Raw genomic sequence first — 24,287 nt, 5'->3', positions numbered from 1 at the left:
CTATGAACCACACACGTGCCCAAGACTTAATAAATGATGTACTAGACCCAAACTCCTTTATTTCCTGGTCCACGCCAGTACGGCATGGTCGCATATCAGAAAGCTATGCTCACTCTTTAGAAAAAGCTCAGGAAAAAACCGGTTATGACGAAGCAGTTATCACAGGCGAAGGCACAGTGTTTGGACAACGCGTCTCTCTAGTGCTGAGTGAGTTTGATTTCCTGGGCGGATCCGTCGGGGCTGCCACCGCGCAACGCATTATTGACGCTATTCACCGTGCCACTGCAGAAAAACTGCCGCTGCTGATCTCGCCTAGCTCTGGTGGTACTCGTATGCAAGAAGGAACCCCTGCCTTTGTGCTCATGGTATCCATTACGGCAGCAATCTATAAACACAAGGATGCTCATTTGCCTTATTTAGTCTATCTACGCCACCCCACCACAGGTGGTGTTATGGCATCGTGGGGAGCTGCAGGGCATTTCACTTTTGCCCAGCCTGGCGCGCTACTCGGTTTCTTAGGACCGCGTGCTGTCGAAGCAGTTACTGGCAAGTCCTTGCCAGAAGGAGTGCAAACAGCAGAGAATCTAGCAAATAAAGGCATTATCGACGGTGTTATTTCCCCTTCTGAACTGCGCTTTTCGATTAAAAAAATTGCCACGATTGTTCTTGGCTCTCAAGAAAACACCACAACACATTCTTCCACACCTCATCATTACACACCGATGCAGAGCACACCACCAAAAGATGCCTGGGCAGCAATCAGTGCTACTCGACGTACCGACAGACCAGGAATCAGCCAGATACTCGCAGCACTTGGCGACGACAATATCATTGCTCTTTCCGGAACCGAAAGCGGACTCACCTCTCCTGCTATCCGCGTACTGCTGAGCAGAATTGATGATCAATGCGTCGTTATCATTGCTCAAGATCGTCATGCTCAGCCCCCTCACGCACACACTGAATTAGATTCAGCAGCTCTGCAATGCGCCAGGCGCGGCATTGCTTTAGCCAAGCAGCTCAATCTACCGATTATTACTGTTGTAGATACTCCAGGTGCTGAGCTATCTGCTAGTGCCGAAGAATCTGGAATTGCGCGCTGCATTGCTGCCACCCTTGGCGATCTTGTCAGTGCAGATGTGCCTACTATTTCACTTATTCTCGGTCAGGGCTGTGGCGGTGGTGCACTTGCACTATTACCTGCTGATCGTACGCTGAGCATGAGCAATGGCTGGCTTAGTCCGCTCCCGCCTGAGGGTGCATCAGCTATTGTGTACCGCGATAGCACCCATGCTCCTGAGATGATGGATGAGCAGCACGTTGTGGCACAGGCGCTCTATAAGCATGGCATCGTTGACGAGATTATTCCGGAACCAGATTGCGAACATTATGGTTCAGATGAGATACATACTTTTGCACAAATGGTTCTGCAGCACCTACGTGATTGTCTCCAAATGCTTAAAGAAAATCCTCAACGCGTTGGTCGCAGCGCGCGTTTTGCCCGCTACGAGAAACTCGTTGAGGATATTTTAGCTACTCGCTAAAGAGGCTAAAGGTGCAGCCAATGTAGCTGCACCTTTCATGGGTTACTTTAACGACCGACGCCCTGCTCTATGCGCCAACGCCTAGAAGATCAATAACGAAAATGAGCGTACGACCAGATAAGCGATGACCGCCACCTGCTGGACCGTATGCCGCCTCTGGTGGAATGATAAGCTGGCGACGTCCGCCAACCTTCATACCAGGGATGCCCTCTTGCCAACCAGCGATAAGACCTGCTAAAGGAAATTCAATACTTTGACCACGATCCCATGAAGAATCAAATTCTTCACCGGTTTCATAGTCCACACCAACATAGTGCACTTCTACCAAGCCACCAGGTTGAGCCTCTGGACCATCTCCTTCAACGATATCGTAGATAACGATATCTTCTGGTGCTGGACCTTCAGGTTTATCAATATGCGGCTTTTCCATACGTCACACAACTCCTTGCTGTATGTTTTTCACGAAAATTCGGACGATTATTTAATCATTTTGAGGTATAAAAAAACAAAAGTCCGAGCGTACCTTTACCATTTTAGAGGGAAAAGATATGCTCGGACTACCAAGGCAACCCTAAAAATTAGAGATTAATGACACAAATCAACTAATCAGTGATACCGTATTAGCGCTGTTCACGAGGGGTAACAGGTCGCAATGCCTCGCCGGTGTAAATCTGGCGCGGACGGTTAATCTTTGTGGTCATAGTAAGCTGCTCACGGTACTGAGCAATCCAACCTGGTAGACGTCCAATTGCAAACAATACAGTGAAGAAATCGGTTGGGAAGCCCATAGCGCGGTAAATCAAACCAGTGTAGAAGTCCACATTTGGATAGAGCTTACGAGAAACGAAGTAGTCGTCGTTAAGCGCAATTTCCTCTAGGTTGAGTGCAAGATCAAGCAACTCATCGCCACCGAGGTGCTCAAGAATCTCATGTGCGGTTTCTTTGACGATTGCTGCACGTGGATCATAGTTCTTGTACACACGGTGTCCGAATCCCATGAGGCGAACACCCTTTTCTTTATTCTTCACGCGAGTCATGAAGTCAGTAGCATCGCCACCATTAGCCTTGATTTCTTCAAGCATCTCTAGCACTGCCTGGTTTGCACCACCGTGAAGCGGACCAGACAACGCATTGATACCACCGGCAATAGCAACAAACATATTTGCCTGTGCAGAACCAATCATACGAACAGTGGAAGTAGAACAGTTCTGCTCGTGGTCAGCGTGCAAAATCAATAGCTTATCGAGTGCCTTGGACACAACTGGATCTACTTCATAGTCCTCGGTTGGGTAACCGAACATCATGCGCAAGAAGTTCTCACGTGCATTGAGTGCATTGTCTGGGTACATGAACGGCGCACCCTTAGAAGCGCGGTATGCATAAGCTGCCAACATTGGCACCTTCGCCAAGAGACGTACTGTTGCTTTGTCAAGCTGCTCTTCGTCTAGTGGGTTAAGTTGATCTTGGTAGTAGGTGGAAAGGATATTGACTGACGACGCCAATACACTCATTGGGTGAGCATTACGTGGGAAAATGCTAAATTGCGCCTTAAAATCTTCATCGAGCAAGGTGTGGTGGCGAATTTCCTCATTGAACGCGCGGAGCTCATCAGTGGTAGGTAGATGACCCTTGATAAGTAGGTAAGAAACCTCATTAAAGGTTGCGTTCTTAGCAAGGTCAGCGATGTCATAGCCACGGTGGCGCAAAATACCAGCATCACCGTCGATGAAAGTAATCTTTGATTCTGCTGAACCAGTGCTTACATAGCCTGGGTCGAATGTAACAAGACCGGTTTCTGCAAGCATATTGCCAAGAGCTACTCCATCATAACCTTCTGTGGATTTGATGATTGGCATCTCATACTCGCCACCAGGATAGTGAAGAACAGCTTTGTCTTGGTTCTCTGTAGCCATGACTTCCCTTTCAGTTCAGTTTTTTAACTAACGAAGTTATCCGCCTCAACAACACACAATGTATGCAATACATATGCATTCACGCATTTACATATTGAGGCACTTTTCCTATTTTCTCACCAGATTAAAATTAGGGCTAGTTCATAAGAATACTCACCCCTTTCTGGCACTGCACACATGGTGCACACAGTGCGATGCGAAGAAAAATATGAAGTTATATCCATGACCGCTTGCCGACGGAGCATATTTTCTTCTGGTCTTACTTGGAACCAGATCCAAAGCCTTGACCTTTAATTATGAGAAATATCGCGAACAAATAGTCACAGACTTATCGCACAGTATAGCAGAAAATGTGACACAAACTACAAGAGTTCCCGTGGCTTTATCCCGTTCTTCTCTGACAGCCTTACTACCCCAAGCAATACCCCCGATATGGTCACAACGGTTCAGTATTTATGCATAACTATCCCATACTTTTCGCTATCGACTATCTCTAGTTCTAGACTTAACACATCATCAAAAAAGAAAAAATTGAACCCCCTCCAGACAGGAAAGCAGAACACTATGAGCACCTACCCCACCTTGCCCAGCCAGCTACTTCCCGCAGATCCACGCTTTGGCTGCGGTCCTTCTAAAGTGCGCTCCGCACAGATTCAGGCAATCGTCGAGGGTTCCACTCATATTATGGGCACCTCGCATCGCCAACCAGCAGTAAAAAATGTCGTACGCAGTATTAGAGAAGGACTCAACGACTTTTTTCAGCTACCTGAGGGATATGAAATTGTCCTTTCCCTCGGTGGCGCTACCGCTTTTTGGGACGCTGCTACTTTCGGACTGATAGAGAAAAAATCAGGTCACCTAAGTTTTGGTGAGTTCTCAGCAAAATTTGCCAAAGCCGCACAAAACGCCCCTTGGCTCGATGACCCAACCATCATCCAAGCAGCTCCCGGGGACGCTCCAGAACCAACTGCACTAGCAGGGTGCGATGTCCTGGCATGGGCACATAATGAAACCTCTACCGGCGCTATGGTGGAAGTTACTCGACCAACAGGGTCAGAAGGTGCCCTTATCGTTATTGATGCCACTTCAGGTGCCGGTGGTCTTCCAGTAACCATGAGCGACGCAGATGCCTATTATTTCTCGCCGCAAAAATGCTTCGCCTCCGACGGAGGACTATGGTTGGCGGCCTTTAGCCCGGCAGCACTCGAGCGTATTGAAAAAATCAATAGATCCGATCGGTTCATTCCCGCATTCCTTAATCTACAAACCGCTGTAGAAAATTCACGCAAGGATCAAACATACAATACCCCTGCTGTGGCTTCTTTACTCATGCTAGATAATCAGATCGCATGGATGAACGAACATGGTGGCCTATCTGGAATGGTTGAGCGCACTCGCGCTAATGCTCAGGCACTTTATTCTTGGGCCGAGCAACGAGCTGAAACAACACCTTTTGTCAGTGATCCAGCAAAGCGTTCCTTAGTAGTGGGAACTATTGATTTTGATGAAACAATTGATGCTGCATTGCTTGCAAAAATACTACGCGCAAATGGCATTGTCGATATTGAGCCTTATCGCAAGCTCGGACGCAATCAGTTGCGTATTGGTATGTTCCCAGCAATTGATACCGTGGACGTCGAAAAGCTCACTCAAGCCCTTGATTTTGTACTCGATGGAGAATACGCCAAAAAATAAATAAGATTTTTTAAGCCAATAAACACAGTGCTTGCTGCACCAGCTCTACCTTTACGTTAGAGTGATAGCAAGCACTTTTTGTATTTCCTAAGGAGAATATATGCGAGAACTCGTCCTCATTAGTGAGGAATCAACAAGATCTTCTCTGGTCTTTAGCGTAAAAAACGACACAGACACCACAGAGCAGTTCTTCTTCGCAGTCGATGATTCCCTCCGCGATATTCTCCTCAGTGACACAGCCACCACTGATACTGCACGTAATCCAGAGAAAAACACCCCCGTCGAATCACACGAAACTCCCGCTGCTGCTACCGATGCTGGAGCAGCAACCGAGGCTGAACACAATGTTCCACAAGGATATGCCACGGCAGTATCCACACAGTCTGACTCTACTGCTGCAACCCCAACTCAATCATCAACAGGCTCAAATACCCGACCACAACGCGAGGTAGATCCACGCCTTTCCACTCCATTAAAAATGCGTCCACGGGAAATTCAAGATCGCATTCGCCAGGGTGCAACTATTGAGCAAGTCGCTGAAGAAAATGATGTCACCGTTTCTCGCATTGAACCCTACGCACATCCTGTGCTCTTAGAACGCGCGCGCATTGCAGAGATGGCAAAACAAGCTCATCCTGTACGCGACGATGGTCCAGCTACCTTAACTCTTTGGGAAATACTCGCTACCGCTTTTGCCGCTCGAGATGTTGATTTAAGCACCTGCACCTGGGATGCCTACCGCGACAGTGCTGGTCAATGGGTTGTAAAGGTAAGTTGGAAAGCAGGATTGAGTGAAAATAGTGCTGAATGGTCCTATCTGCGCCACGGCATGAGCAGCGCTACCGCTGTGGCACGCAACAGAATGGCAGCTGATCTTACCGACCCTGATCTTGCCCGACCAGTACGTACCTTAAGCCCACTTCCCATCTCTTCTACTACCGACGAAGATTCCGCAGCAGAAAATGATGTGCCTGCCACACAACGCACTCGTGACGATATTCCTGTGGTTTCTAGCGATAGCAACCCAAAAAACCAAGACAAAGCCTCCGCTAGCACTGCAGACACAGTGGAAATGCAAAGCGGTGAGTTTTTGCAGCACCCTGATACTAAGCCTGCAACGAAACGTCGTCGGAAAGCAGTAACTCCACATTGGGAAGACGTATTACTCGGAGTTCGAGCAAACACCAAGCGCCCCCGAAAATAATTACTAGGAAGCAAACTCATGACTGATTTTTCAGGTAATCACGAAGAATACATATCACAAGGTGTGGTGACCTTGTGGTTTGTTACAACTGCTGATCCGAAAAAAGTCATTGCCACGTGTCCTAAGGCTGATCGAGGTTTTGGGCGCAAATACTTAGCACAGCTCAACCCACAATTTCCGATCACTTTCATTGGGCAATTTGCACTAAATCGTTCAGCCACTGCCTCAGTAGGTGAATTCTACATCGCTGGTTTCCCCGGCATTTCCATCGTGCAAACCGTCATTGAGAATCACGAGCAACTATCAAAATTAGACCCTGCCCTATTGACCTCACTGCCTGCCGCAGATGTCTATGCCTTTTCCATAGATACAGACACCGGATTAGGTGGCTTTGCCCATTGGTCAGGTGGACAACTTCGACGCAGTTTCTGTGCCCGACGCGATAGAGTTCATGAGGATCTCGGCGTTCCTGAATCCTTTGAGACTCCTTTTTGGGCAGGTGAACGAGCCGAACAGCAAGGCGGAATTGCACTGCCCTTTGTACCAATTGATTTAGTGCATGAAGCTGAACAACAGTGGTTAGGTTTTGATCCACACTCAGGCGACGACATCAATATCGTTGCTTATGCCGTAGACGGTCGCCCAGAACCAAAAATTGCGCACACCACTCCGCCACACACCACTCCAACGCATCTACGCGCCGAAGCAGACACAGACCAAGAGTCAGCTCAGGACTATACCCCATCCGACGATACTTCTAGTTCTACTGGTGATGAATTTACTCAATTAGCAGTCGCGTCTTTAGCTGCTGCACAACGCGTAGGGCGTAACGCCAAACATTATGCCGGCAAAGCAAAACAATTAGTGGGAAGGCTTAAGAATAAACTCAAACACCTTGACCGGAGCAGTTCGGATCATAACTCCGCACCAGAGCTAACCCCCGATGAAGGCGATACCACAACCCCTAGCTCTTAGGTGCGTAAACTACGCTGACGCTCATAAAAAGCAATGGCAGCAGCGGTAGCTACGTTAAGTGAATCAGTACCACCTGCCATAGGAATACACGCCTTAACATCTGCCGCACGCATAGTTTTCCCGGTTAAACCAGGTCCTTCTGCACCAACAATAAATGCCACTTTGTCATATGGTTTACCCTGTGCATCTACAATGGCATCGGCTATGTGTACTGCTTGATGATCAGGTGTGAGTGCCACCAAGTGAAAACCTGCGTCGCGAAGTTGCGCTAAGTGAGTTTGCCAACCAAAACGCTTTCCAGGAAAGCTGCTAAAGGGAGTGCGCAGTACGTGTCCCATTGATACCCGCACCACGCGTCGATAAAGCGGATCTGCGCAACCATTGCCAAAGAATACCGCGTCAATATCCATGCCTGCTGCATTGCGGAAAATCGCCCCGATATTTTCATGATCCCCCACACCTTCTAACACAACCACGGTGCGTGCTTGGGAGATAATTTTTTCCGGTGCTAATTCGGGTACACGTTGCGCACTTGCCAGTAACCCTCGGTGCATATCAAACCCAGCAACCTGTGCCAATGTGTGCCGTTCCAGACTATGCACAGCGATGTTGTGCTGACTAAGATATTCTCGAATATGTGCGTGTTCTAGAAAAGAATCGAGCTTGCTGGGAAAACCAATGAGGGCGCGTACTGGGAAACGGGAAAAGAGCAGCCGCTCCACCACCAGTGGTCCTTCAGCAATGATGAGTCCTTTCCCGTCGGGAAGATCTGGTCGATTATCGGAGTGATTGAGATTCCGAAAATCATCTAGGCGCGAATCCTCAGGATCACTCACATGGCTCATTTGCACGCTAGGTAGCACAGGTATCAGTTTCCTTTAGTTCACAAGGTTCATAATCGGATCAACGGCAAAAAATACCACAAACAGTGCAGAAATTAACCACATAATCCAATGCACTTCTTTTGCTTTTCCAGCAGCTACTGCCATAATGCTGAAAGTAATAAAACCAACACCCACTCCATTGGCGATGGAATAAGTAAAAGGCATCACGACGATCGTCAAAAAGGCAGGCAGTGCAATGTGGAATTGTGTGAAATCAATTTCGCGTACTTGAGAAATCATCAGTGCTCCCACGATAACGAGCACTGGAGCAGCTGCTTCAATAGGAACAACCTGGTACAGCGGGGTTAGGAACATTGCTAAAAGGAATAAAATTCCGGTAACCACATTTGCTAGTCCAGTGCGAGCACCATCAGCGATACCCGCAGAAGAATCAACAAATACTGTGTTAGAAGAAGCAGAAGCACTACCGCCGACTATTGCACCGCAGCCTTCGACGATAAGAGCTTTCTTAAGATCGGGTAGAGTGCCGTCGTCGGTAGTTAATTGAGCCTGCTTCCCTAGGGCTGTCATGGTTCCCATTGCGTCAAAGAAATTCGCAAGAACCAAAGTAAAAAGGAGCAACGTCGCAGATAGTGCACCTATTCTGGCAAAAGAACCAAAGAGAGAGACATCACCAACGATACTGAGATCAGGTAATGATCCTAAACTCTCGGGTATTTTGGGCACTGCTAAGTTCCAGCCACCTGTAGGGTTATCTGCAGAGGAGCCCACACCGGTAAGTGCTTCAAGGATCATGGCAATAACTGTGGTAGCAACGATACCAATAAACAATCCACCACGTACTTTACGCACTACCATAATGCCGCATAGCAACAAGCCGATAACAAACACCAGTGTTGGTACGGAGGCAATAGAACCATTGACGCCTAGTCCAACCGGGACTGTGGTATGTGCAGCATCAGGTACGCGACGAACAAAACCGGAGTCAACAAGACCGATGAATGCGATAAATAGCCCAATACCCACGCTCATTGCCGCAATCATCGGTTGTGGGATAGCTCGAAAGACTGCAGTACGAAATCCTGATGCAGCCATGATGACAATGACGATACCATCTAGTACCACAAGCCCCATTGCTTCTTGCCATGTCAATCCTTCAGTAGACACCATGGTGACCGCTACTAAAGTATTGATGCCCAGTCCTGCGGCGATACCAAAGGGATAGCGTGCGATAAGCCCAAAAGCTATGGTCATGATGCCTGCGGCAAGAGCAGTGGCAACTGCTACTTGGGGAACACCTAAGGTTTTGCCGTTGATATCTGCGCTGGTGCCTAAAATCAGTGGATTGAGGATAATGATGTAGGCCATTGCGAAGAATGTGACGATGCCGGAGCGTATTTCTGTTCCTATTGTGGAACCGCGTTCGCTAATGCGGAAATAGCGATCCAGTGCGCTAGTATTTTTGTGCTGCGCTGCAGGTGCAGTGCGAGAATTAACTGGTGTAGACATAAGTGCTCCCTAGAATACGAACAAATATGAAAAACAAAACGAATAGGACAATAGAACGATAAAGACACTGAGAAACAAAATAAATTGTGTGTCTTATTCTAAAGAACCTGCCGACAAAAGTAGAAACCAGTCTTAAAAAATGGATTGTTCTTCGTCTACTTCCGTGCTATCCGCAAAGTTAATATCTAATGGTTGTTCGTCATCAAATGCTTCTGCCCCATTATGTCCCAGCGGTTGTTCAGGTGGGGTATCAGAATGTGCGCCACAGCCATAGGAATGATGGATAACGTGCCCGTCGGCAGAAAACTCATTAGTACATACGCCATAATGCGCACCTATGGGTTCAGGCATAGGAATGAAAAAAGCGCAGGTCTTGCAATATAAACTAGCGTGTTCAGCAAAATCGGAATCAGGACCATATTTCCCTTTGACCCACCGAGTTTTAGCTGCTGACAAACCAGCGGGCGTAAGTTTTTTGCGTGTTCCTCTGTCTAAGACACTCTGCGATTCCTCTTCAGTTAACCGTTCGTCGTCAGGGCGCGGTGGTAGTACGTCTGTTGGTCCTAAATCTCCTGGGCGTACTCGCTGTTCATAAGGAATCCATCGAGGTGCTTGTAGGGCACTTCTACCTGGAACTAGCGCAACTTCACTGACCGTAATATAGTTGCTACCTTCTGCACAAGCAATAACCGCATTCCATTCCCACCCACGGTAACCGCTGACATGGGCACGAAACCGATGTGTTGCCTCATGCGGACCAATATGCCCAATGCCAATGTGCTCGCCTACTTCTCCTTCACCTAATTCCGCCAAAGCATTGCGAGCAACCTTTACTGCACGTGCGCCGACAAGAACCCCCGTATTTCTTATCTTTTGTTTTCGTCTACTTGACACTCATTCATTATTGCTCATTAACCTCAGAAGTTCTAATGGCATGATAATAAGTATGCGCAATAGAAAAATACTTGTCGGTTTCCTATGCTTACCGACGCTCCTGCTCAACTCTTGTGCTGCCCACAGCGCACGAGAAAGCGTCGACAAGCTTGGAGTTGAAATTATCAACACTTTTCCTTTTGATGAGACTTCTTTTACTCAAGGTCTGGAAGTAATGGATGATGAGTTATTAGTGGGCACAGGTTGGTATGGGGAAAGCAGAATCTATCGCAGCGATTTATCTGGAAACCAGCGTGATAGTCATGCTCTTGAACCAGAACTATTTGGTGAGGGGGTTACTCGTTTTGAGAACACCATATGGCAGCTGACTTGGAAAAATAATGTTGCCATTCAACGCGACGCCAGTACCTTAGCTGAAATTTCTCGAGTGGAATTACCTGGTCAAGGCTGGGGGTTATGTGCTTTTTCCGATCGACTGATTCTTTCTGACGGTAGCGCTATTTTACGAGTGCTTGATCCGCACACTTTTGCTGAAATAGATAGGATCACTGTGCGCAAAAACAATGAGCCGGTGTCGCAGCTCAATGAGCTAGAGTGCGTTCCGACCGCCACAGGAGATAAAGAAGGAGGCGATATTTATGCAAACATTTTCACGAGCACTGACATTGTGCGCATTGATGCTCGTACTGGGACAGTAACAGCAGAAATCGACGCTTCTACTGTGCCTAATACCGCTGAGCCAGACCCTAATCACGTTCTCAATGGGATTGCGCATATTCCTGGAACTGATCACTTCTATATCACAGGAAAGCGGTGGAAAACTCTCTATGAAGTTCGTTTTACCGCCAACGACAACTAGCAACTAGGATGAACATATGGTCAGCCGTAAGACAAAACGCAAAAATTTCAAGCAATTCGCTCTCCTGATTTGCGCCGTCGTGGTACTCGTGGGCGCCTCGATTGTATTCCAAAACTGGTGGAAATCACGTCCTGGACCAGATCCAAAAGAAATAACGATTACTGCAAAAGTAGGTAATCGTACTGTCGACGTTACGCCTTACTCCATCTGTGAATTAGATGCCGAGTGCGAAGAAAAAACAGTGACCACACTCGACGTTCAAGAAAATGACACGCTTAGTATTGAAGTACCCGAAAGTATTTCTGATCATGACTGGTCACTTCTAACAATTTATGATGATCCCACGGCCAACGACCAATTCTATTATGGCGCTAATGAACAAAGTAGCGTGGACATAGCTGGATCAGTTAAAGCGCAAGAAGGAAAAACCAAAGCAGGCAACACTTCTGCTAGCTCTCATTTACTCGTCGCGGAGGTGTCCTCGGTTTTTGTTGCAAAAAATGCTCAGGGCGAAGAAACCGCTTATACGGTAACGTGGTCCATCAATACAGAAAATGCCCAGAAACTTACTGCTGAAACCACTCCAGCACCGGCGCAAACAAACAAGTAGCAGTGTGCATTCATGTTATGGCGAATGCACACTGCTGTCTTCTAGGTTCAGTTTGTTTGATTATTTTTGCAGCTAAGCATCAAGTTCCTTTGCAACTGCACGTAAAATGCTAGCAATTTGTCGTGCTTCTTTGCGTTCTGGATAGCGCCCATTCAACAAAGCTGGCTGCACACGTGTTTCAAGTAACGTCGCTAAGTCTGCAATCATGCCATGTAATTCTTCGGTGGAATATCTATGCTGAGCTTTTGGCGGTTTAATAGGATCAAGCAGTTTCACTCTCAAGGCTTGCGGTCCTTTACGGCCAGCAGCAAAATCAAATTCAATGCGCTGACCAGCGTGTAATTCTTCTACGCCCTGTGGCAAAACTTGTTTGCTCACGAAACAGTCTTCTTCGCCTGGATTGCTCACAAAGCCAAACCCGCGCTCTGCGTCATACCATTTCACTTTACCGACAGGCATTTTTTATTTCACCTCTATCTATTTTGATATTTTTACTCTCATCATCTTCAGTGCACTCACACGGAGCAGCCATGCTTTCGTGCGATTGGCATTTTCATCATGAAGTTACTAAGGCAGTACAGTTTACGCCTATCCCCGTCATTCTTGCCAAAAGTCGACACGCATTAGGTTAAAAAACGACAAGGTTAATTTTAGTTGAATTAACTATTGACACTTTAGTCACAAATTACAAAAATGTTTTTATTGCCAATAAATGCGCATTAAGCTGCCATTTTTCCGCATAAACCTTTAAGAAAAGAAGGAAAATTCCGCTATGCGACGTGACATATTCGTTACAAAAGTATAAAGTCGGTACCTAAGCACCACGAGAATGTATTGCTGATGCTTTCGCATATCCTCTGTTTGAGTATCACTAATTCTCGTTATGTAAGAGTGCGCTTGAAGGACTTAACCGTTGATGGCTCGTCTTTCGCGCTGACATCCAGTTAGCTGCAAATACCATGAGCCAGTGTACTGACTCACTAAGCAAACAGAGGTTTTGCATTGCCCATTTGGGAATGATGCTCACAGCATCAACAGTGCAAAAATACTAGCGACACAACCCGAGAGGAAACTTTCATAATTATGGCACGTCACGCACGTAAAACTGCTTCTTCTTTTACTAAGTTGGCAGCTTCTACCGTTGCATTAGGAAGCGCTACTGCTGTACTAGCACCTACCGCTTCTGCTGCTCCTGACTCTGATTGGGATCGCCTAGCTCAATGTGAATCCGGTGGAAACTGGGCAAGCAACACTGGTAATGGCTACTACGGTGGTTTGCAGTTCAGCTCTGCAACATGGAATGCTCACGGTGGTCAGCAATTCGCTGCCTTCGCACACCAAACTGGGCGCGCTGAGCAAATCATTATCGCAGAACGCGTACTCGCCAGCCAAGGTTGGGGCGCATGGCCATCATGCTCTGCACAACTTGGCCTCAACTCTGCTCCTACCCCACGTGAGGGCGGTGTAGCACCAGCAGCACCTGCACCAGCAGCTCCTGTTGGCTCTGTTGACCTCAACTCAGTTGTTAATGGAGTAAAATCCCAGCTAGAGCAATACAACATCCTTATCCCTAACGAGATTAACTCACTTGTTCAGAACTATCAGGATAGTTTCAACAACCTGATTCGTTTCTAATCTCCCAAGGTTGCCCAAGGTATAGCCTGTCCGCAAATACCTTAACTTAGGCTGATAAAAATAATGTGGCGCAAGCGTTCTTGCGCCACATTATTTTTATTTATGGTTATTTGTTAATGCGAGTATAAGGATGAACATAACCAAGTTCTTCCGCAGGAAGCGGCAATTCAACATCACCATAAGGGCTATCTGCACCTGGCAGCTTAGCGATGATTTCTGTTACTACATGTCCGTCACCAGGAATGTTCTTTGGCCAACCTGGATCGACATAACCTTTTTTCTCAATACCTGACATAGTTCTCATTCTCCCAAATCTTGACCACAAAAGTCATATAGAAAAACTACAATTATCTTTATTATGCCTCAAAACCTGCAACATTCATCATCCTTTTCTGTCGAAAACACCCGAAAACTATTCCAAGGATGGCTAGAATCTCGAAGCGATGACCACTTAGCGAGGATACTTTTTAATCGGAAAGATACGTTATATCCACTGCCACCAAGTATAAGTTCGCTGGCAGTACGATTAGAGCTAAAAACATCCATCACCAAAGCACTGCGGCAGCTTAACGCTGTTGAACTAGCGATTATCGAACTTCTCAATGATTATGAACACACTGCAGGCATAGGGGGTAAAATCGCCTCAATAGATTGCCCCCAGCTCATTCATCTGGTGGAAACCACGCCCGAAGCGCAGAATATGCACCCGCCTCTAGAGCATGAGCATATGACAAAAGCAATACATGATGCGCTTGATCATCTATACGATCTGGCCTTAGTCTTTAGCCACGATGAGCATTTATTTTTGGCACCTCATGTGGCACAATCGCTACCGACGTGGGCAAAAATCATCTCCGATTCCCCTGGCTTAACTGAATCCCAGGCTCATCAGCTCCTCGCACAACTCACACCTGAGCAAAAGAAAATCGTCGAAACGCTCCATAAATCTGGCGGCGTTGGTATTACTAAAGACGCACGTGCAGACGCAGATCCCAGTCGTCCCATTCCTCAAATGATTAGCGCAGGTATTCTCATAGCTGTCGACGAAGCCACAGTGCGATTACCTCGTGTCATTCGCGATACCCTGCGCGGGTATAGCAGCGCGCCACTGCCACTATTTCCACCGGCCAATACCCACATCCCGATTAACCTTGAGCAACAGTCTCATCATGGTGCTGGTACTGGTCTAGAGATGATCCGTCTTTTGCGTGACCTGCTCGATACTCTCGCGCAAAATCCCATAGCTTTACTCAAAGACGGTTGTATCGGAGTGCGCCATGTCCATGTTTTGTGCAAACAATTGGATTGTCAGCCACTTGTACTTGCCAGACTTATCTCTTTTGGTATAGCCAGCGGGCTTATCAGTACTGGTGTGCTCAAAGAACTACCCGAAGGCGCCCCGATGGATAATTATTGCGCCCCTACTGAGCTCTATGATGAATGGCTTGACCTTGAGCTTGGTCAGCAATGGGCGTGGATCGTATGGCATTGGTGGACCTATGCCACCATGTTGCCTTGGTTAGTGGGTGAAACAGACCATAAAGACAAACCTATGCGGTTATTGCACCCAGACACTTTCCATGAGCAATTCCCAGAAATTCGTACCCTTTTACTGAAGCAATTTCATGCGCTCTCCACCACAGATACTTCTGCCGATACTTCTTCACCTCAAGAATCCACTGGCAGTGCTGTGAGTATAACAACTTTACGCGCTCATGTCGGGTTTTGCTCCCCTATTCAGGCAGCGCAACTTGCTGAGCATACGTATCAGCAACTCTTAGCTGAAGCAGCTTTTCTTGGCATCCTCAATCCTGTTTCTGCATCAGTGGACGAGTCTGGTGCGGCTGATACGCCTTTGCCGCAGCTCTACGCAACAACTTCTATGCTTGGCGCACTCACCTACCACGCTAGTCAGGAACAAGAAACACAACTCTATGCCACAGCCAAAGCACTTACTCCTCAACCGATCGACTATGTGATTTTTCAATCCGATTTGACCATATTGGCACCTGGACCACTCACGCATAAGCTCTATTCAGAAATATCTTTACTTGCTGACCGGGAATCTAGTGGTTTAGCGAGTGTGTTTCGTATAAGCGAAACCTCGCTTTCCCGAGCTTTTTCCGCTGGTCGTAACGCAGATGACATCCTACACTTCTTGGACAACCATACTCCCATGCCCATTCCCGATGCAGTGGCATACCTTATTCATGATGTCGGAAGAAAATACGGAAACATACGTATGGGAACGGCACTATCCTATATCCGTTGCTCCGACGACGCACTACTTGCGCAGGTGTGTAATAGTGTCAATGGTCAAGGAAATACATTAAGACAACTTGCCCCCACTGTGGCTATCTCTACACAACCACTCCGATTATTATTGGAGCAGATCAAAGAAATGGGGTTTCACCCCAGTGTAGAAAATGAACAAGGACTAACTATTGATATTCGTCCACCTGCGGCGCGAGTAAGTTATCAAGAGAAAAAGAAAAAAGCAGAACCTGAGATTGACGAGCTACTCCATTGCGCATTAGACACATTGCGTCATGCGCAAAAGCAAGGAAAGGACACCGCCGTGGGATTGCCTGCCACAGATATGATCAAAGCAGCTATCAAACAACGCACCAGTGTCCTCGTACATTTTGTAGATCGAACGGGAACAGCGCAGCACAAGGAAATTACCCCCATTGCTATTACTGGTCAGCAGGTATCAGCCGTCGATAAGCATACTGGTGCGCCCCTGAATTTTTTGCTCCCGACGGTGACTGAAGTCGCCGAGATTCTGTAGTGTAAGAAAATGTTAGCAACAAGGTTTTTATATATCTTTTATATCTGCTGAGAGGATTCTTCGTGCCATCTGGTGCATTTGATGCTGGACCCTTAATCGTCCAATCGGATAAAACTATTCTGCTCGAAATCAACCACCCACAAGCCGAGCAAGCACGCCTTGCGTTAGCTCCTTTTGCGGAACTCGAACGTGCACCAGAACATATCCATACTTACCGTATTACTCCCCTGGCACTGTGGAATGCCCGTGCAGCCGGTCATGATGCTGAACAAGTAGTGGATCTGTTGGAACGCTATTCTCGTTTCCCAGTGCCACAATCTTTACTCATTGATGTGGCTGAAACCATGGCGCGCTACGGCAAAGTGCGACTATTGCGTCATCCTGCGCATGGGCTGATTTTAGAGTCTGATACTGCCGACATTGTGGTGCAATTGCAAAGAGATAAAAATATCGCCCCCATGTTAGGAGCCACTATTGATGAGCTAACCCTAGTTGTTCATCCTTCGGAACGCGGTCGGCTCAAACAGGAGTTACTCAAAATTGGGTTGCCTGCTGAAGACTTAGCAGGATATATCGATGGCGAATCTCACCCTCTTGCCTTGAGCACTGACGCTGAACCGTGGCAGTTGCGCGATTATCAGCGTATGGCTGCCGATTCCTTTTGGGAAGGTGGCTCAGGAGTCGTGGTCTTGCCATGTGGTGCTGGTAAAACTTTGGTTGGGGCCAGTGTGATGGCAAAAGCGCAGGCTACCACGTTAATTCTGGTTACGAACACCGTTGCCGGGCGCCAATGGCGTGATGAGTTGCTCAAACGTACCACGCTCACCCCAGAAGAAATTGGTGAGTTTTCTGGTGAGAAAAAAGAAATTCGTCCCATCACCATTGCAACCTACCAAGTAGTTACCCGAAAAACCAAAGGTGAATACCGTAATTTAGAGTTATTTGATTCAAGAGACTGGGGATTAATTATCTATGATGAGGTTCATCTACTCCCCGCCCCTATTTTTCGACTCACCTCAGATTTGCAATCCCGACGCCGCCTCGGACTTACTGCTACTTTAGTCAGAGAAGACGGCAGAGAAGGCGATGTGTTCTCACTTATTGGCCCCAAACGCTATGATGCGCCGTGGAAAGATCTTGAGCAACAAGGCTATATTGCCACCGCGCAATGCTTTGAGGTGCGCTCAACTATGGATAAAGACGAGCGCATGGTCTATGCCACTGCCAGTGCTAAGGATCGGTATCGGGTTGCTGCCTGCGCGCATACAAAACTAGCTGCATTGCGCACTATTGTGGCTCATCACCATGAGCAACCAACACTCATCATTGGTGGCTTTGTGGAACAGCTAGAAGAAATAGCGACAGCTCTTGACGTACCTTTGCTTGATGGCAGGACACCAAATAAAAAACGAGAACAGCTATTCGACGCTTTTCGCAAAGGCGAAATTACCACATTGGTTGTTTCTAAAGTTGCTAACTTTTCTATCGATCTTCCTGAAGCCGCAGTCGCTATTCAAGTCTCTGGTACTTTTGGTTCACGCCAAGAAGAAGCACAACGCCTTGGTAGACTATTGCGGCCTAAGGCGGATCGTCGGGAAGCATATTTTTATTCTCTTGTCAGTCGCGATAGTGTCGATGCAGACTTCGCTATCCACAGGCAACGCTTTTTAGCTGAACAAGGCTATGCGTACCGCATCGTTGATGCTACCGACCTAACTACGATTTTGCCCCCTATTCAATGAGGAACCCATGTCTACCTTTCACTTTGATATTGACACAGCTCACGCTAAGAAAAACAATGAAATTCTCAAAGATACTCGTCGATTGCAAATATCTGCTTTTATCTTCGCGCTTATCCAGCTAGGAATTGGAATTGCTCTGTATTTTTATCTGAATAAAGACATAATGGGGCTATTTGTGCTCGGCGCTTTTGGTGCTATGGCAGTGTTTACTCTTGCTTTTATCTTTATCATTCCTAGAAAAGTAGGTACTCCACAACAGCTCTACCAAAAGTATGAGCTTGCTCCGGCAATCATTGCCCAAGTAAATCCGCGCGACATGGTGCTTTTGGCCTTGGTAAATACCAATGTAGACCCAGATATTTCTCCTCGTTGGGCGTTAGCTGCACGTACTGTCACCGCTTTGCCAGGGCATAATCTTAAAGTTGGCGAACAAGTACCCTCTGTTGCAGTAACTGGACGACGTTCTCTCAAAACAGAACACAGCTGGGATCACATCACCCCCATGCCTATTGCCTGGGCGACGAAAGACGCAGAGGTCATACAGCGTGCGAAAAAAGAGATACCACAACAACTGTGGGCTAAATTAGAAAAAAATCTGCCGAAACTAGCACAAGTACGCGAAACAAAGTTTGATCTGCTTAGCATTGACTAAAAGCGTGAGCTTGAGATATCGCTCTTCTGGCGAGTGCTGTGTTCTAATCGACCAATATGCATGGCAACATAAGCAATTTCATCTGCACCAAAATCATCGCCTTGTTCTGCCACTGCACAAGCAATCTCCTCAGCAATAGCATAGGCACGTGGCAACGCATGAGCGATGGACTCCGCAAATCCACGAAAAGGTGTGCTGGCTTGTTCCCCACGGGCAAGACGTGCAAAAAGATAACGCAAATGGGTGATGAATCGAGCGACAGCAGTAGAATGCGGATCCAACTCACCCACGTGCTTGGCAACGATACCCAAAATCATCGACAACTTTGCAGTAATACGCTCAGTAATATGCACATCACCACCAACAATGCTGGCATCGACAAAACGCATCGCAATGATGAATGCTTCTTCCTCAGGTAGTCGCACACCGGTGGCATCATGAATCAGCTCAATTGCTTTATGTCCAAGCCTCACCTCATGCGGATAGAGTTGTTGGACTTCCCAACGCAGCGGAAAATCAATGCTCATTGATTGTTTTACGCGTTCGACGGCAAAGCTAATGTGATCGCCAAGACCAAGAATAAAAGATTGGCTTGGTTGGGAACCAGCAAGTCGAGCAACACGTGCCCCCAACTCGATCATGTCTAGTGGTATATCTGCAACCATCTGCACCAACGTAGGCATAGGTTGCAGATCATTGGGCACAAAAACTTGTTCTGCTTCGTCTGTATCGATGACATCACCCAAGCGCTTCCCAAAGCCTAAACCACGACCAAGCAAAATGGCTTGTCCTGTTTTTCCTTGGCATAGCACCGCATTATTATTCAGCACTCGAATGACATCCATACGTATTATCTAGCACCTAATTACCATTGGTCGCAATAAGCTGCTGATACCACGCGAAAGAAGGCTTAGGGGTGCGATCGAGCGTGCCTTGTCCTTCATTATCTCTATCCACATAGATCATGCCATAGCGCTTCTTCATCTCACCGGTGGTAAAAGATACCAGGTCGATAATGCCCCAAGGGGTATATCCCATCACTTCGACGCCGTCCTCAGCAATAGCCTTGCCCATTTGCTCAATATGAGCTGATAGGTAATCTATCCGAGGTTGATCAAGTTTGATATTGCCCTGCTCATCGAATTCATCAACCATGCCAAAACCATTTTCCACAATAAAAAGCGGCAACTCATAACGGTTATAGAGCTGATTGAGAGAATAGCGTAAAGACACAGGGTCAATAGTCCAACCCCAATCTGATGCGGAGAGATAAGGATTAGGAACAGAATTGCGCGTACCTGCTACGATCTCGGAAATATCTTGGCTGGCACCATCTTGCACAGTAAACGACATATAGTATGACAAACCAATATAATCCACAGTTCCCTGCGCAAGGATCTCCTCGTCACCAGGAGCCATTGTAGGGGTAATTCCTTCACGCTCCCATAGCTTCTTTACATAGCCTGGATAATGACCGCGGACATGAACGTCGGCAAAGAAGAAACGATCACGATTAGCGATCTCTGCAGCCATAACATCATGAGGATTACAGCTATAAGGCAGTGCAGGAGTAAAAGCAATCATGCATCCAATCTGATTATCAGGATCAATCTCGTGACCAGCCTTAACAGCTAATGCACTCGCTAATAATTCATGATGCGCAACCTGATAGAGCACCTGATATGGGTTTTCATTCTCAGTAAGCTCTACACCAGAGTTTACCCACAGAAAAAGTGGATTATCGACATTCATCTGATTATTTATCTCGTTGAACGTCATCCATTTAGTCACTTTTCCCTTGTAGCGCTCAAAACATACGCGAGCAAACCGCTCAAAAAAACCTATGACCTCACGGGACCGGAATCCGCCATAAGAGCGTGCCAAATGCAGCGGCATCTCAAAGTGGCTGAGTGTGATAACTGGTTCGATGCCATGAGCGAGTAATTCGTCGAAAAGCTCATCATAGAAAGCTAATCCTGCTTCATTGGGTTCGCTTTCATCACCTCGAGGAAAAATGCGACTCCAAGCAATCGACGTGCGGAAACACTTGAGCCCCAACTGAGCAAATAATGCCACATCCTCGCGAAAACGATGATAAAAATCAATCGCATCATGGTTAGGATAAAACTCCTCCGGCTCAACCTGCTCAGTTATCCGACGCGGCACTCCATGAGCACCGGCAGTAAGCACATCGACGATACTTGGTCCTTTTCCGCCGGCTTGCCAACCACCTTCTAACTGGTGAGCTGCAACTGCTCCGCCCCATAAAAATCCTTGTGGGAAAGTAGACATGATTATCCTTTCTGATGAACTATTTTTTCTTTTACTGGCAACAATAAAGGCTGGCCAACATGAATTTCCGACTCTGGATCTGCCACACAGATTACCTCACCAAACGCTTTTGTGTTTGTCAGGATTACTGGGGTAAGCGTCGATAGCCCAGCTTGCTCGATATATTCTTTGTCAAACTCAAGCAAGAGCTGCCCCACACGGACACGATCTCCTTTTGCAATATGCGTCTTAAAAGGCACACCCTCGAGCGTAACCGTATCAAGCCCAACATGAATCAACAGTTCAACCCCTTCATCACTGATAAGGCCAATAGCGTGTTGGGACGGTAGCACAGTGACAACCTTTCCGTCGAAAGGCGCTAATATCTTTGTGTCATTGGGTGCAATGGCACACCCTGTACCCATCGCGCCCCCAGAAAATACCGGGTCAGGGACCTGTTCTAACGCAATAATTTTTCCACTCACCGGTGCCATAACTTCTTCTCCGGCAGGCGTACTATGCGCCATTGCAGTAGTTTTCTCCGGCGTGTGTTCCCGGAAACCTAAGGTGTAGGTTAAAATCACTGCACCGATAAAAGCCACAGCATATCCAATAAGCGCTCCGACGAGAGAATTAGTCCCCGGATGATAAGCATTGATTGCGGTCAAAGGACCAGGTAGACCAGCATAAACGTATTGCCGCGAACCGAAGAACGCAATAACCATTGCCCCCAATGAGCCAGAAACACACCCACAAATAAAAGGTTTCTTTAGCGATAAGGTAACTCCATAAATCGCCGGCTCAGTAATACCAAAGATACCCGTCAACACCGCAGAACCAGCAACACGTTTCCTTTCTTTATTTTTGGATTTCAATAGCACCCCAAAAACAGCACCAATTTGCCCGACGACGGCAGCAGTTTGGAATACTTGGAAAGAATCAGAACCATATTGATCAAAATTAGACAAAATCACTGGTGTGATTCCCCAATGAACACCAAAAATCACAATGACTTGCCATAAGCCACCAACGATAGCAGCTGCAACTGGTGGCGCAATCTCTACCAACCAGTTATAACCATTAGCAATGGCATTAGCTCCTCCCGCAGAAAGTGGCCCCAAGACCATAATGGTCAGCGGCACCATGATGACAACACAAATCAGCGGAGTAAAAAGCTGAGTCACCACAGCAGGAAGCAACTTCTTGCACACCCGCTCTACGTATGACAACAGCCACACCAAAATCAAAGCAGGTAATACCGTTGAGGTGTACGTCGTAGAGTTAAGCGCCATACCAAAGAAAGTAAGTTTTTCCCCTGCACTCATCCGAGCAGCAAGTTCTGCCCAAGTCGGGCTAACCAAAGCCGCGACGCACAACAATGCGACAAAAAGATCTACCTTGAAGAATTTTGCTGCAGTAATAGCAATAAAAATGGGGAGGAAGGTAAACGGCGTCCAAGAAATGAAATCAAATACCGCAAAGGTATCCGTTTGCTTCACCGACGGTGCGAAAGCACTGATGATGATCAAAATTCCTTGAAGCAACCCAGCCGCGGCAAGCACATAGATAAAAGGAGCAAAAACCGCAGAAACCATTGAAACAATACGGTTGAAAAACGATTGCTGTGTTTCAGTCACACTCGTGGTATCAAGATTGACATAGGTACTGAGTGCATCAAATACTTCGCCCACACGATTACCAATGACAACCTGAAACTGCCCAGCGTTTTCCACTGTTGTAATCACGCCAGGCAACGCACTGACTTTCTCTTTGGCATCAGCAGGAGTATGACCCAGCACTAAACGCAAGCGAGTTGCACAGCGAGAAAGATTAGTGATGTTTTCTGCACCACCAACCAACTCGACGATCTGAGCCGCGATTTTTTGATAGTCGCGTATCTTCTCGACCATAACTTTATCCTTAGAAATAACGTGAACTATACGACGGGGTGAATATCCCCATTCACCTGTGCTGTCTAGCCCTTTAGCCTCTTAACCATATGCCTAGTTGAACACGTTATTTCTGATATCAGAATAAAAAACGTTTCAGATGCATGAACTAAGAACGGAAAAAGAACCTGCATACACAGGTGTTTCGCTCTCAGATTCTTGCCTCCGAAACGAGTAACAGGTCTGATAAGTCGATACCGGCATTATACCAAGATGACCAGATATACTAAAAGCACTTTTACGTACTTTTCCCCCTTCTCGCATAAAAGTTTTTATTATAGGCGGATTGTGGATATCTGCCCAATTTTTACGAAGCAAACACTAGAGAGCACAAAAATAACAACAAAAAAGCCCACCGCAGGCACCCGTCCCACAACAAACCCACACACACAACACACACCCGGACAGCGTGCACACACCCGTGGAATTAGCGCTTCTATGTGTGGTGTTAATTTTCTTCTTGCCTTGCTAAGCATTTTCCGTGGGCGCATCAAAATCAGGTGATTCCTGCGGCATTGGACGCATTTAAGTTGATTAGCACTACTGTTCTTGGTTTTGTTTTTGGGTCAAATACTCTAAATAAAAAGTAAAGACTAATACTTCTTTTTCACGTCCCTTATCTTCTCTATATCCTGAACTTTCCATAGTGGGGTGCGCGCGTCAAAGTGTTCTGCTGGTTTTGGCGCGTATCCACGGCTAACATAGGATGTCCAGGCTGTTCGGGATATTCCTAGATGTTGTGCGCATTGCTTGGCAGTGAAGTATTGCTGTCCTGTATTAGTGTCAGTGATGAGAAGCATGGTTTGTGATTGCCTTGTGTGTTTGGTATCCAGCATTAAAAGCGGTGGGGATTAGAACAAGCATAATAAGCCACGGGTTGTGGTTCGTTAGAAGAATGAGGACTAGCGCTATCGCGGCAATTAAGTATGTAACATAGTGCATTATTTTCATGGTTTTCCTTGGTGTTTATTGAGTATTTGCTGGTAAGGTAATAGGGGAGCCACAACTTCCTGAATAAAAGCACGTCCAGGAAGTTGTGGGTGCTATTTCCTATGTTTTCCGTGAGGCTTGCTATCTCGAATATCAGGTGTCTTACCGGATAAACCAAAGGAACAAATCGCTATCGGACTATGCTCCCCGATAAGACGCTCAAGCTCTACAAGACCACCATCATACGTCACAGGCAATTGTGCCCTAAGAAT

Annotated in this window: 20 protein-coding genes; 10 read left to right on the top strand and 10 right to left on the bottom strand. The window is 46.9% G+C overall.

Annotated elements, in window-relative coordinates:
* The first annotated feature begins 2 nt into the window (after positions 1 to 2).
* Positions 3 to 1,541, top strand: a complete 1,539-nt coding sequence (locus EML15_RS06570) for a carboxyl transferase domain-containing protein (RefSeq protein WP_144274218.1) — start codon at positions 3 to 5, stop codon at positions 1,539 to 1,541.
* 67 nt (positions 1,542 to 1,608) lie between these two features.
* Here EML15_RS06570 and EML15_RS06565 read toward each other — a convergent pair whose 3' ends face one another.
* Both EML15_RS06565 and EML15_RS06560 read right to left on the bottom strand, forming a co-directional pair.
* On the bottom strand, positions 1,609 to 1,971 hold the full coding sequence (locus tag EML15_RS06565) for an FKBP-type peptidyl-prolyl cis-trans isomerase (protein ID WP_144274216.1): 363 nt from the start codon (positions 1,969 to 1,971) through the stop codon (positions 1,609 to 1,611).
* Between the two features lie 190 nt (positions 1,972 to 2,161).
* Positions 2,162 to 3,454: a citrate synthase gene (locus EML15_RS06560; protein WP_144274214.1), complete on the bottom strand. Its 1,293-nt coding sequence runs from the start codon at positions 3,452 to 3,454 to the stop codon at positions 2,162 to 2,164.
* 564 nt (positions 3,455 to 4,018) lie between these two features.
* Between EML15_RS06560 and serC the strand changes: the two genes are divergently transcribed.
* The 3 genes from serC (at position 4,019) to EML15_RS06545 (ending at position 7,328) form a co-directional block, all read left to right on the top strand.
* Complete coding sequence (gene serC, locus EML15_RS06555; RefSeq protein WP_144274212.1) at positions 4,019 to 5,149, top strand: phosphoserine transaminase; 1,131 nt, start codon at positions 4,019 to 4,021, stop codon at positions 5,147 to 5,149.
* Positions 5,150 to 5,249: 100 nt separating this feature from the next.
* Positions 5,250 to 6,353 (top strand): septation protein SepH, encoded by a 1,104-nt coding sequence (sepH, locus tag EML15_RS06550; RefSeq protein WP_144274210.1) that lies wholly within the window; start codon positions 5,250 to 5,252, stop codon positions 6,351 to 6,353.
* An 18-nt stretch (positions 6,354 to 6,371) separates the two neighbouring features.
* On the top strand, positions 6,372 to 7,328 hold the full coding sequence (locus EML15_RS06545) for a hypothetical protein (RefSeq protein WP_185967205.1): 957 nt from the start codon (positions 6,372 to 6,374) through the stop codon (positions 7,326 to 7,328).
* On the opposite strand, the gene EML15_RS06540 is transcribed toward EML15_RS06545, so the two are convergent.
* From EML15_RS06540 to EML15_RS06530, 3 genes are all read right to left on the bottom strand, one after another.
* Positions 7,325 to 8,173, bottom strand: coding sequence for an RNA methyltransferase (locus EML15_RS06540; protein WP_144274930.1), 849 nt, complete (start codon positions 8,171 to 8,173; stop codon positions 7,325 to 7,327). The two genes, EML15_RS06545 and EML15_RS06540, sit on opposite strands and share 4 nt — an antisense overlap.
* A gap of 33 nt (positions 8,174 to 8,206) precedes the next feature.
* Entirely contained in the window at positions 8,207 to 9,682 is a 1,476-nt protein-coding gene (locus EML15_RS06535) for an NCS2 family permease (protein WP_144274208.1), read from the bottom strand.
* Between the two features lie 132 nt (positions 9,683 to 9,814).
* Entirely contained in the window at positions 9,815 to 10,576 is a 762-nt protein-coding gene (locus EML15_RS06530) for a DUF3027 domain-containing protein (protein WP_168195024.1), read from the bottom strand.
* Positions 10,577 to 10,628: 52 nt separating this feature from the next.
* Here EML15_RS06530 and EML15_RS06525 point away from each other — a divergent pair, with 52 nt between their 5' ends.
* Both EML15_RS06525 and EML15_RS06520 read left to right on the top strand, forming a co-directional pair.
* The gene (locus tag EML15_RS06525) at positions 10,629 to 11,435 is read left to right on the top strand and encodes a glutaminyl-peptide cyclotransferase (RefSeq protein ID WP_246858191.1); all 807 of its coding nucleotides are present in this window, start codon (positions 10,629 to 10,631) and stop codon (positions 11,433 to 11,435) included.
* A 16-nt stretch (positions 11,436 to 11,451) separates the two neighbouring features.
* Entirely contained in the window at positions 11,452 to 12,045 is a 594-nt protein-coding gene (locus EML15_RS06520) for a DUF2771 domain-containing protein (RefSeq protein ID WP_144274204.1), read from the top strand.
* Positions 12,046 to 12,117: 72 nt separating this feature from the next.
* Here the strand turns inward: EML15_RS06520 and EML15_RS06515 are convergent, their stop codons facing one another.
* Positions 12,118 to 12,504 (bottom strand): cold-shock protein, encoded by a 387-nt coding sequence (locus EML15_RS06515; protein WP_144274202.1) that lies wholly within the window; start codon positions 12,502 to 12,504, stop codon positions 12,118 to 12,120.
* 624 nt (positions 12,505 to 13,128) lie between these two features.
* On the opposite strand from EML15_RS06515, the gene EML15_RS06510 reads away from it, so the two are divergent.
* Positions 13,129 to 13,680: a transglycosylase family protein gene (locus EML15_RS06510; protein ID WP_144274200.1), complete on the top strand. Its 552-nt coding sequence runs from the start codon at positions 13,129 to 13,131 to the stop codon at positions 13,678 to 13,680.
* A gap of 106 nt (positions 13,681 to 13,786) precedes the next feature.
* On the opposite strand, the gene EML15_RS06505 is transcribed toward EML15_RS06510, so the two are convergent.
* Positions 13,787 to 13,975, bottom strand: coding sequence for a hypothetical protein (locus EML15_RS06505; RefSeq protein WP_144274199.1), 189 nt, complete (start codon positions 13,973 to 13,975; stop codon positions 13,787 to 13,789).
* Between the two features lie 63 nt (positions 13,976 to 14,038).
* Between EML15_RS06505 and EML15_RS06500 the strand changes: the two genes are divergently transcribed.
* The 3 genes from EML15_RS06500 to EML15_RS06490 all read left to right on the top strand — a co-directional run bounded on the left by EML15_RS06500 (position 14,039) and on the right by EML15_RS06490 (position 18,865).
* Entirely contained in the window at positions 14,039 to 16,471 is a 2,433-nt protein-coding gene (locus EML15_RS06500; RefSeq protein ID WP_144274197.1) for a helicase-associated domain-containing protein, read from the top strand.
* A gap of 62 nt (positions 16,472 to 16,533) precedes the next feature.
* Complete coding sequence (locus EML15_RS06495; protein ID WP_144274195.1) at positions 16,534 to 18,213, top strand: DNA repair helicase XPB; 1,680 nt, start codon at positions 16,534 to 16,536, stop codon at positions 18,211 to 18,213.
* Between the two features lie 7 nt (positions 18,214 to 18,220).
* Complete coding sequence (locus EML15_RS06490) at positions 18,221 to 18,865, top strand: DUF3239 domain-containing protein (protein ID WP_144274194.1); 645 nt, start codon at positions 18,221 to 18,223, stop codon at positions 18,863 to 18,865.
* Here the strand turns inward: EML15_RS06490 and EML15_RS06485 are convergent.
* Genes EML15_RS06485 through EML15_RS06475 form a run of 3 tightly spaced genes read right to left on the bottom strand, consistent with a single transcriptional unit; the run spans position 18,862 to position 23,046 of the window.
* Positions 18,862 to 19,710: a PRD domain-containing protein gene (locus tag EML15_RS06485; protein ID WP_144274192.1), complete on the bottom strand. Its 849-nt coding sequence runs from the start codon at positions 19,708 to 19,710 to the stop codon at positions 18,862 to 18,864. The genes EML15_RS06490 and EML15_RS06485 overlap by 4 nt on opposite strands.
* A gap of 16 nt (positions 19,711 to 19,726) precedes the next feature.
* Positions 19,727 to 21,157 (bottom strand): 6-phospho-beta-glucosidase, encoded by a 1,431-nt coding sequence (locus EML15_RS06480; protein WP_144274190.1) that lies wholly within the window; start codon positions 21,155 to 21,157, stop codon positions 19,727 to 19,729.
* Positions 21,158 to 21,159: 2 nt separating this feature from the next.
* Positions 21,160 to 23,046 (bottom strand): beta-glucoside-specific PTS transporter subunit IIABC, encoded by a 1,887-nt coding sequence (locus EML15_RS06475; RefSeq protein ID WP_144274188.1) that lies wholly within the window; start codon positions 23,044 to 23,046, stop codon positions 21,160 to 21,162.
* Positions 23,047 to 24,287 lie beyond the last annotated feature (1,241 nt).

The organism is Corynebacterium sp. sy017 (assembly GCF_017918135.1).
Taxonomy (GTDB): Bacteria; Actinomycetota; Actinomycetes; order Mycobacteriales; family Mycobacteriaceae; genus Corynebacterium.
The sequence above is the reverse complement of the archived record's forward strand: the minus strand, read 5'-3'. Positions and strand labels throughout refer to the sequence as shown.